We start from the raw sequence: 8880 nt of genomic DNA, 5'->3' as shown, positions 1-8880 counted from the left end.
CTCCTCATGCCATTCTCGCAGGCCAGCCCGCGAATCCGCCGACCACGTGTGCCTACCTACTGATGAAGTCGGGCTAACACCAAGACCAGGCGGGCCAAGCTGACCGCCGACAAGGTGCAGCAGCTGGCTGCACTCGGACTGGAGTGGGCGGCATGACCCGAGCACCACAATGGGGGCGCGTACGGTCAGGTTCGCAACCTGCATGCCGTTCGACGGGACGAGCTGCTGATTGCAACCGGGTGCGGGAGACCTGCCCGCAGCCTCATGGACAACGTCATCGGACCACTGTCACTCGTGTGTGATACCTCCCTGATGCCGGGTTCGAGAAGATTGACCCTCTGGGTGTCCTATCCTCCGAAAGAGGGTCGTATGAACCATGCTCATTCCGTGAAGCGGTATCTGCCGCGAGTCTCTGTCGCCTTGTGCTGCGCCTGCGCTCTCGGCATCCTGCAGACTGCACCGGCCCACGCTGCCAGCCGGACGGTGAACTTCAACTACAGCCACCTCTGGCTGACACCCGAATTCAAGACCGGCGGTGGCTCTGTCCACTTCACCGTCAAGAACTGCAACTATCCCAAGCGGGACATGACCGTGCTGCTGCGGGCAACGCACGGGATCAACACCGACATCGGCAGCGAGACAATCAAGTGCCGTGCGGGTGAGAAGGCCGCTATCGGTAAGGGGCTCAAGCCGGGGACGTTCGAACTAGAACTCGGGAAGCTCGACGACGGCAAGTACTTCAAGGGAACGGGCACCATTTCGTTCACAGCCCCCAAATAGCCATCTGTCGCCCACGACCCGTTCATCCGGGATCTGTCCGGGCAAGCACGGCCGCTGGGGACGGATCTGCGCCCTGCCCGACGGGCACGAGACCTCGATGGAGGAACCACACTGGGGCCGCAACAGCGAAGGCCGGCCGATCGCGTGGGTGGACAGCGCACCTGACGACTGGTGAGCCGCGGCGGTGAGACCGGCGACAGGACCCCGGGGCGCAGGGCGGCCCGGGGTCCTTCGCTGTCCGGGGCCAGCGGCCCCGCTCCCAGCGGCCTACACGCACTGAGGTGCGATGCCCGGGGTCTCTGAGCTGCGGCATCGCACTGGCGTGCGTGTAGCCCCTGGGTCTCCGAACGCCTCCCTCCCGCGACTTCGTGGCAGCGCTGTGTGTCCCAGCTCGTCACTTCTGTGCCGGTCGGCCGATGACCCACCGATCGCCTGGGGCGCGGACGAACGCGGCGTGGGCGGTCATGTCCCGCTTCAGCTGCGCGACGGAGACGGTATGACCGCGCCGGGCGAGCGCGTCGCGCAGCTCGCCGGGGGTCAGGGGCCGGCCGCAGCGCGCGAGGTGCCGGGCGGCGAGCTGCTCGGTGGTGGGGTAGGGCGGGGGCTGGACCACCAGGAGGGAGTCGCTGAGCGTTCGGTGCTCGGTCATCCCGGCGTTCGCCAGCTCCAGCAGCGGTGTTGTCGCCTTGCCCGCCTGGGAGAGGCAGCGGCGCCAGTTGTCACGCGTGAGGTAGCCCTTCTGGTAGCACCACCACAGCAGTGCGCCCACGGCGGTCATCGCTGCCAGCGGATTGCTTCGGGCAAGGACGGCAAGGCGGCGGGCGCCCGCACCGAGCAGGCGCAGTGCCCAGTCCATGACCAGCAGCGCGTTCGCGGCGGTAGCCTCCAGGCCGGCTATGCGCAGCACGTTCTGGACGACGGGGATCCAGTCGATGACGGCGACTCCGAAACGGGAGAAGACGCCGTCCTGGGTGACGATGACGCAGGGGGCGAGGAACTCCGCAAGCGCCATCGTGGGCGCGTCGTCCGAGTCGCCCCGGTGCCTCCGTGGCATCTCGTGGTCGACCCGCAGGATGTGGCGGGTCTGCGGGGAGAGGTGGTCACGGATCTCCAGGTCAACCACCCGGACAGAAGGCAGTATCCGCTGTTCGAGCGCACGGCGTGCAAGGCTCTCCGGTACCTCGTGGTGGTTGGCCACCTTGGCCAGGTGCTCGTCGATCTCACCGGGGACGTGCGCGGCGATGTACGGGGCGGCGCGGCCGGTGAGGGCCAGCGCGGTGAACTTGTCTTGCTGGCCGCCGCTCTTGGCCAGGGAGCAGGCTTCTACCAGCAGCGCGTTGGTGTCGAGGACGGGCAGCAGTATCGGCTGGTCCAGCACCATCGGGTTGATTGCCGCTCCGGAAGGGACCGACGGCGGCGGTGCCGAATCGGCACGATTGAGTGTCATGGAGGTAAGTGTCGTCATCACCGCTGACGCCCGTGGAGTCGTCCGCAGATTCTGCGTACCCCAGTGATCAGCCTCGATCCACCGCGTGATCTCTGATCACGCGGTGTGATTGGTTTCGGGGTGGATCTTCGGTTCCGGGCAGGGCGGTTTTCCGGATGGCCGTTCCGGTGGCGGGTTCTCCGAGGTCTTCCAGAGCGTGGACGGGCGGGGATCCGGCTGATCAGGTCTGCATCCGCTGCCCGGTGGCGGTCCACAGGTCGGTGAAGTCGTCGGCCCAGCGCCAGCGTTGGGGCATGTGGAGGGTGAGGCGGCGGGCGCCGGTGGCGATCCGGGCCGGGACGTGGATGAGGTGGCGGCGGATGGTGCCGGTCCGTGCCCTGGCGTGGAAGGCGGAGGCGAGGTGGCCGGCGGCCCGGGTGAGGTTGTAGGCGGTGGCCGCCAGGGTGAGCCAAGCGGCGTTCGAGGTGAACTTTCCTGACGGAAGATGGGCGAGCGCGGAGTCCTCCAGGTCGGCGAAGACCTGCTCGACCTGGGCGTGTTCGCGGTGCATCGGTTCGGCCTGGGCCAGGACGAACGGGCTGTCGGTGAAGATCACGTGATGGCGCCAGACGGCGAACAGCTCACTCTGCCCCTCGGGCACCGTCTTCGGGTTGAGCCGTTTCACGCGCCGCACGATGAGCCGGGCGGTGGTGTGGAACGCCTTCTTCTTGCTGGTGAAAGCCGTGAACGGGATTTCGGCTGTCTCGGCGTCGGAGATCCAGCGTTGCTCCTCGTCGTCCCAGATCGCGTCGGTGTACTTGATCGGTGTCCAGGCGGCGGGGTCGATCGTCTCGACGGCCGTGCGGATCGTCTTGGTGACCGCGGCGGCCAGGGAGAATCGGGTACCGGTCTTGCGGCAGGCGGCGACGACCTTGTGGGAGAAGTAGGCGGAGTCGGCACGGACGATGATCTGCGCGGTGATGCCCATGGCCCGCACCGTGGCCAGGGCCTCGCGCAGCAGCGAGGCGGCCCCCTTGCCCGAGCCGGCCGAGCCCTTGCGCAGCCGGGTGGCGACGATGACCGGCGCACACGTGCCCGTTTTGACGGTGACGATCTGGAAGTGCAGGCCGCGGACCTTGGTGTAGCCGAAGGAGGCGCCCTGCTTGGCCGGCCCGTAGACCTGCTTGACCTTGGAGTCGATGTCCACGAACACCACCTCGTCCGTCTTCGGCACCAGTCCGGTGTGCGCCGCCAGGTTGCAGAGGAAGGCCCGTGTGGCGGACTGCAGTTGGCGTACGTGTCCCCAGGTGAAGGCGCGCAGGAAGCTGCCCAGCGTGGACGGGGCCCGCACCCCGCCGAACAGACGCGGCAGACCGCCGTGCCGCAGCACGTCCAGGTCATCGATGTCCCCGCAGGGGGCAGCCCCCTGTCCGCACCGGCCAGCATCCCGGCCACGACGGACATCGCCTTCGCGTCGGCGGCCGTGCCCGCACCATTCTTCACGCCGGTCAGCCTGACCTTCTCGGACACCAGCCGGGGCAGGCCGCACCGCTCGGCCAGCCGGACGGCCGGGACCAGCCCGGCATGCGCGATCAGATTCGGGTCGTCGAACGCGGCGAACACCCGCGTCGGGCTGTGGGAGGATTTCACTTACGAGGTGCCTTGCTGGTTGGGCCTGATGGAAGCGTGAGAACTCCCATTGTCCCAGGTCAGAGGGCACCTCTTTTCGTTTCCCCGTCCACAGCCCGGCCGTCACGCGGTGGATCGAGGATCAGAAGTTGAGAGGGTGGGCCCGTACGACTCGGAGCTGAGGGAGAGACGGAGCGCCCCGAATTGATCATCCTGGACGCGAACATAATTAAGGGGGTTTCCCTGCGGGGCCCCGTCGCGGACATCCTCCGCGCCATCCGGGCCGCAGAGGTCGAGCGCGTAGGCACACCGTGGATCGCGGTTGAGGAGATCGCCGCGCAGGAGGCTCTGAGCTACGCCAAGAAGCATGAGGCGGCGATGGAGGCGGTTGAAGCCCTCCGGAAGGCCACCCCCTGGGAGCACGTCCCCCATCCCAAGCGGTGGTCGGCGGAGCACGTGCGTAGGCACTGGCGGGAGAAGTATTCGTCCGTCACGGAAGTCCTGGAGACGTCCCACGGGGCCTATCAGGAGGCCCTGTACCGGGAGACGAACCAGATCGCCCCGTGCAAGACGGTCAACAGCGGCAAGCACAAGACGGGGGCCCGGGACGCCGCTATCTGGCTGACGGCGGTCGAGTACGCGGAGGCACACAAGGACGAGACCGTCTACTTCGTCAGCAAGGACTCGGACATGTCCGAGGACGGCCAGCTCCTGCCGGAGATGCAGAAGGACATCGCCGACATGGAGCACCGGTTCCACCTGTTCACGTCGCTTGACGATGTCGTCACCAAGTTCGCCACGAAGGTGGAGGCCAGAGCGGAGGACGTTCGTGAGCTGCTGGACACCGAGGAGAGCCACGCCACGGTCCTGGCCGCGACGAGGAATGCCTCGAGGCGTTACCGGGTGGTCAGCGGAACGCCGATGCCCTCGGCCGCCAACGGGGATGCGCGGAGGATGCGCAGGGAAACCGGCAGCTGGTCTCCGACAGCGGTAGCGCTGGACAAGGTGCTAGAGGTGAGCGGCCACCAGGTCGGCGGTCACCACTACTTCACGGCCTGGGTGCGGTGGCTGCTCAGGGACGACAGGATGGTCCGTGGCGAGGTGCATGAGCGGGGGTACGCCTGGGAGACGCGGGTCCTGCTGAGCACGGCGGTGGACCAGGCCATGACGGTCCTCGACTTCCGGCGGCCGGGGCCGATCTCGGAGGAGGACGTCCCCAATGTGCCGGAGCTCCCCGAGACGACGGAGGAGCGTCTGACGCGCATGGGGAGAATGCACCTTGCCTCGTTGATGAACACTCCGGCGATGCAGGTCACCCTGGCCGGCCTCGCGAAGCAGCTCGCCCCGGAGATGTCTCCGGTCGAGGACGCGATGCGCAACGCTTTCGGCGACACCGCAGCGGCCCATGAGCTGAACGACCGAATCGCGGAGCGTGTCCGCGAACTGTGGAATCAGGCCGACAACGAGCAGTAGGAAGGGCTGCCGGCGTCCTCGCCCGCCTGGCCCACATTGGTCCTGGTGAACCGATCAGTCGAGGTCGGTGGTGCCAGTGGCGGCGCGGGGCCGGTTGCGGGCCCACTTCTTGAGGTCGCCGACGCGGTAAAGGAGTTCGGCGCCGCGCTTGCCTGCCGAGCCGGGGAAGGTCGGGTCGTTGGCGCGGGCGAAGCGCAGCGCGGCCAGGGTGATGCCGGGCAGGTGGTGTTCGGCGGCCTCGCGGAGCCCCACCGCCTGATCGTCGCCGACCACGGCCGGGGCCGGGGTCATCCGCAGCTCTTCCTCGAAAACACCTCGATGCTCGCAGCGTACGCAGCGAGACGCGGCAGGTTCTCACGGACGCCCGACCCACGCCTGGTGGTCGGGAGCGACGCGCAGCTGCTCGCGGAGGCGGCCGCACAGCACTCCGACGCGCGTGCGGCCCTCCAGGACCTGCAGTCCGCTGCCCGCCGGGTCCAGGAGGCACCGGTCGATGAGGTGCGATCTCTCGGTTTCGGGACAGTGGGGTGAGTGACAGTGGGCCTGGGTGTGTTGATGCTGGTCGGTGGCGGTTTAGGGGCGTGGGGCCACTGTCATGAGGGTGAGAGATCCGTGGGTATCGCTGTCGTGGGGGCGTTATTGCGTGAGGGGTGATGCTGTCTCAGTTGCGTGAGTTCTGATCCGCTGGCCGGCGAGTGATTGGTCTGCTCGGGGGTGTGGATGAGGGAGAGCACTTCGGCGCCGGCACTTCCCCCGGCCCGGCCCTGGACGCCGCACGGCGGCCCCCACAGCCGGTCATGAACGGAGACCCCCGATGGGCATCGTCAAAGACCGGCCTCGAGCGGGCCGTGCGGCAGGCGTTCACCCGCCCCATCCCCACGTCGGCCGGTGCGCAGATGCGCTACCTGGTCAGACAGATGAAGGGCACCCGCGCGGTGGCCGACGTGCTCGGCGTCTCGCAGCGCACCGTGGAGCGGTATGTGAAGGACCAGATCCGCCGGCCCCGCGCCGACCTCGCGCAGCGCCTGGAGGATGCCGTATGCGCCCGGTGGCAGCCCCGCATCCGCGAGCGCGCCCGCCGCCAGGCCGCCACCGGCACCGGCCTGGTCGTCGACACCCGCGCCCGCTTCGGCTTCACAACTTCCGTGCCCGGCAGCACCGACGACGCCCGCATCCGTCACCTCACCCGAACGAGGTCGAGTGTCGGCGCCATACTGAAGCACAGTGTTGCAGCGGGGGAGGAGAGTAGCGGATGGGGATCGGCGCGGACCTGCCGCAGCGGATCGGTGCCTACACCGTTGAACGAGAGCTGGGCGCGGGTGGCATGGGAACGGTCTATCTGGCCCGGTCGCGTGGTGGTCGAGCTGTGGCCGTCAAGGTGGCACGCCCGGAGCTGGCCGCCGACCAGCAGTTCCGTGAGCGGTTCCGTGCCGAGGTCGATGCTGCCCGCAGGGTCGGCGGTTTCCATACGGCCCCGGTGGTGGACGCCGACCCGGACGCAGAAGCGCCCTGGCTGGCCACCGCGTATATCCCCGGCCCCACGCTGTCCGAGCTGCTCGTGAACCAAGGGCCGATGGACGAGAGTCGGCTGAGGCTGCTGGGCGCCGCCCTGGCGGAGGCTCTCCAGGCCATTCACGCCTGCGGGCTCGTACACCGGGACCTGAAACCCGGGAACATCATCATGGCCGAGGACGGCCCCAGGGTCCTTGATTTCGGCATCGCACGGGTCGTGGAGTCCACCCGTCTGACTTCAACTGGAGCGGCCTTCGGTACTCCCGGCTACCTGGCGCCCGAACAGGCACTGGGCCTCGAAGTCGGTGGCGCCGCCGATGTGTTCGCGCTCGGTGCCGTCCTTGTCGCGGCAGCCGGGGGCAGTGCGTTCGGCGCCGGCACCCCCATGGGGTTGATGTACCGATCGGTGCACGAGCCTGCGGATCTTTCCGCGGTGCCGCGGAACCTGCGCTCCCTGGTCGCCGCCTGCCTGTCCAAGAACCCGGCCGACCGACCCACACCCGAGAGGCTCCTGGACCTGTTCCTGTCGGACCCGGACCGGTCCACACCCACCCTGGTCGCCTCCGAGGAGCAGGGACCCGCCACACCCCTGGCTCCCTCTGCCCGGCCCGATGGGGAAGGCGGTGGGGACTGTCCTACTGGCGGCATGAGGGCGAACCCCGCAGCACCAGCCGCCAGTGAAGCGGCAGAAGCCCTACAGGACACCGCCGAAGACACGGACACTGCAACCAGCTCGGACAGCGAAACACCCAACGACACTCCCCAGAACACACTCACCGACACCAGTGTCAGCGCGAACGAAAGCACCAGCGGCAAGGACCGCGAGGAACCCGAGACCTCCCAGAACGAGACAGCACCCGCCACGGCCCGCACCGCGCTGGACGCTGCTTCCCTGTCGGCTGGCCGCCCCGCAGGCAGGCCGTTACGAAAGAGGACCGTCCTCGCGGCGGGTACGGCCACTGTCCTCGCCGCCCTCACCCTTGGCGCGCTGACTCTCTGGATGAACAACTCCGACGACGACCCCAAGGGCGACGCTTCGCCGTCAAGGTCGCAGTCGACGCGTGTGGCCTCTCGTTCTGCAGCCCCCAAGCCTCCGCTCCCGCCAGGTACCTACCGTATGCGCACGGCCGAGGGGCGCTGTCTGGCTACACGGCAGGACCAAGAGATCCCCGCCGCTGACGTCGACCGCTTCTTCTACCAAACGGCGTGCACCACGAGCGAGAGCATCAAAGTGACGCTGCAGGAAGATGACGGCCTCTACAAAATCACCATCCGTGGTAAGGACTCCGAGCCGGAGTCCTGCCTGGGGGTCACCAGCGCGGCAGCCATCGACGGAGCAAGTGTCAGGTTCGCGCCCTGCCGCGACCATGGACTGCTGGAGGCTCAGCAGTTCGAGTTGGAAAGGGTCAGCACCCACGGCGGAGGCTTCCGCCTCAGGGCCGCGCATCTCCGCTTCGTGCCAGAAGAAGGCCAGAGGAAGGACCTCTGCGTCGGCTCCCCGGACGGCGACGACAGAGCTTGGTCCCCTGTGTTCCAGTTCGAATGCGGCCAATCGGCCCGACAAATCTTCCAGTTCCAGCCGTGATCCTCTACGCCGGGCACCCTCTATCGGGCGGCGGTGGGTGTCAATCCCCACGGAACCGGTCATCGGGCGCGTGGGTAGGTGGGCCTCGGGCGGGTTCTGATTTTTGAAACCTGTGCAGGTCGCAAGCGCGATGACCACGGCCGTGGCCAAGCCGGTCTTGCGGGTGAGCCAGGTGGTGCCGCCGGCTTCGAGGGCCTGCGGCGCTCGTGCCCGCCGGGGTGCGATGTGCCGGTTTGGTGTCAGTGGGTGAGTGTCAGTGACGGCACATCAGGCCGGGATGTCCTCACTGGTCGGGCGTGGAGAAAGAGCGAGGTCACTGACATGGGGTGGTGCATGCGGCGGATGCTGCTGTCATGGAGCGGTACACCCCACTCTGTTCCACTGTTATGGGAACGGCCTTGGGTGCGGCTCCTTCCAGGGGACAGCTGAGCTGGGGATTTACTGATCCGGGTGTGGGCGGGGTGGTGTCGTCTCT

General features: G+C 67.9%; 4 protein-coding genes and 3 pseudogenes. 4 read left to right on the top strand and 3 right to left on the bottom strand.

Annotated features, from left to right (window positions below; genetic code table 11):
• The first annotated feature begins 387 nt into the window (after nt 1-387).
• Nucleotides 388-780 carry a hypothetical protein gene (locus tag JL475_RS37205; RefSeq protein ID WP_202282640.1) on the top strand — a complete coding sequence of 131 codons (393 nt, stop codon included), beginning with the start codon at nt 388-390 and terminating at the stop codon, nt 778-780.
• Nucleotides 781-1174: 394 nt separating this feature from the next.
• Here JL475_RS37205 and JL475_RS37200 read toward each other — a convergent pair whose 3' ends face one another.
• Both JL475_RS37200 and JL475_RS37195 read right to left on the bottom strand, forming a co-directional pair.
• Nucleotides 1175-2227, bottom strand: coding sequence for a PIN domain-containing protein (locus tag JL475_RS37200; protein WP_202282638.1), 1053 nt, complete (start codon nt 2225-2227; stop codon nt 1175-1177).
• 220 nt (nt 2228-2447) lie between these two features.
• Nucleotides 2448-3856 (bottom strand): annotated as a pseudogene (locus JL475_RS37195) (IS1380 family transposase).
• A gap of 183 nt (nt 3857-4039) precedes the next feature.
• Here JL475_RS37195 and JL475_RS37190 point away from each other — a divergent pair.
• Entirely contained in the window at nt 4040-5308 is a 1269-nt protein-coding gene (locus JL475_RS37190) for a PIN domain-containing protein (RefSeq protein WP_202282636.1), read from the top strand.
• Nucleotides 5309-5362: 54 nt separating this feature from the next.
• On the opposite strand, the gene JL475_RS37185 is transcribed toward JL475_RS37190, so the two are convergent.
• Entirely contained in the window at nt 5363-5599 is a 237-nt protein-coding gene (locus JL475_RS37185) for a hypothetical protein (protein WP_237409371.1), read from the bottom strand.
• A 506-nt stretch (nt 5600-6105) separates the two neighbouring features.
• Between JL475_RS37185 and JL475_RS40885 the strand changes: the two are divergent.
• Nucleotides 6106-6495 (top strand): annotated as a pseudogene (locus tag JL475_RS40885) (XRE family transcriptional regulator); the annotation flags it as partial.
• 65 nt (nt 6496-6560) lie between these two features.
• Nucleotides 6561-7343 (top strand): annotated as a pseudogene (locus tag JL475_RS37175) (serine/threonine-protein kinase); the annotation flags it as partial.
• Nucleotides 7344-8880: the final 1537 nt, after the last annotated feature.

Source organism: Streptomyces sp. M2CJ-2 (genome assembly GCF_016757295.1).
In the GTDB taxonomy this organism is placed as follows: Bacteria; Actinomycetota; Actinomycetes; order Streptomycetales; family Streptomycetaceae; genus Streptomyces.
This window is presented reverse-complemented; position numbering and strand designations above follow the sequence as displayed.

Coding starts and splice junctions, on each gene's coding strand:
- JL475_RS37200 (WP_202282638.1), bottom strand. CDS start 2,227: ATGACACTCAATCGTGCCGATTCGGCACCGCCGCCGTCGGTCCCTTCC.
- JL475_RS37185 (WP_237409371.1), bottom strand. CDS start 5,599: ATGACCCCGGCCCCGGCCGTGGTCGGCGACGATCAGGCGGTGGGGCTC.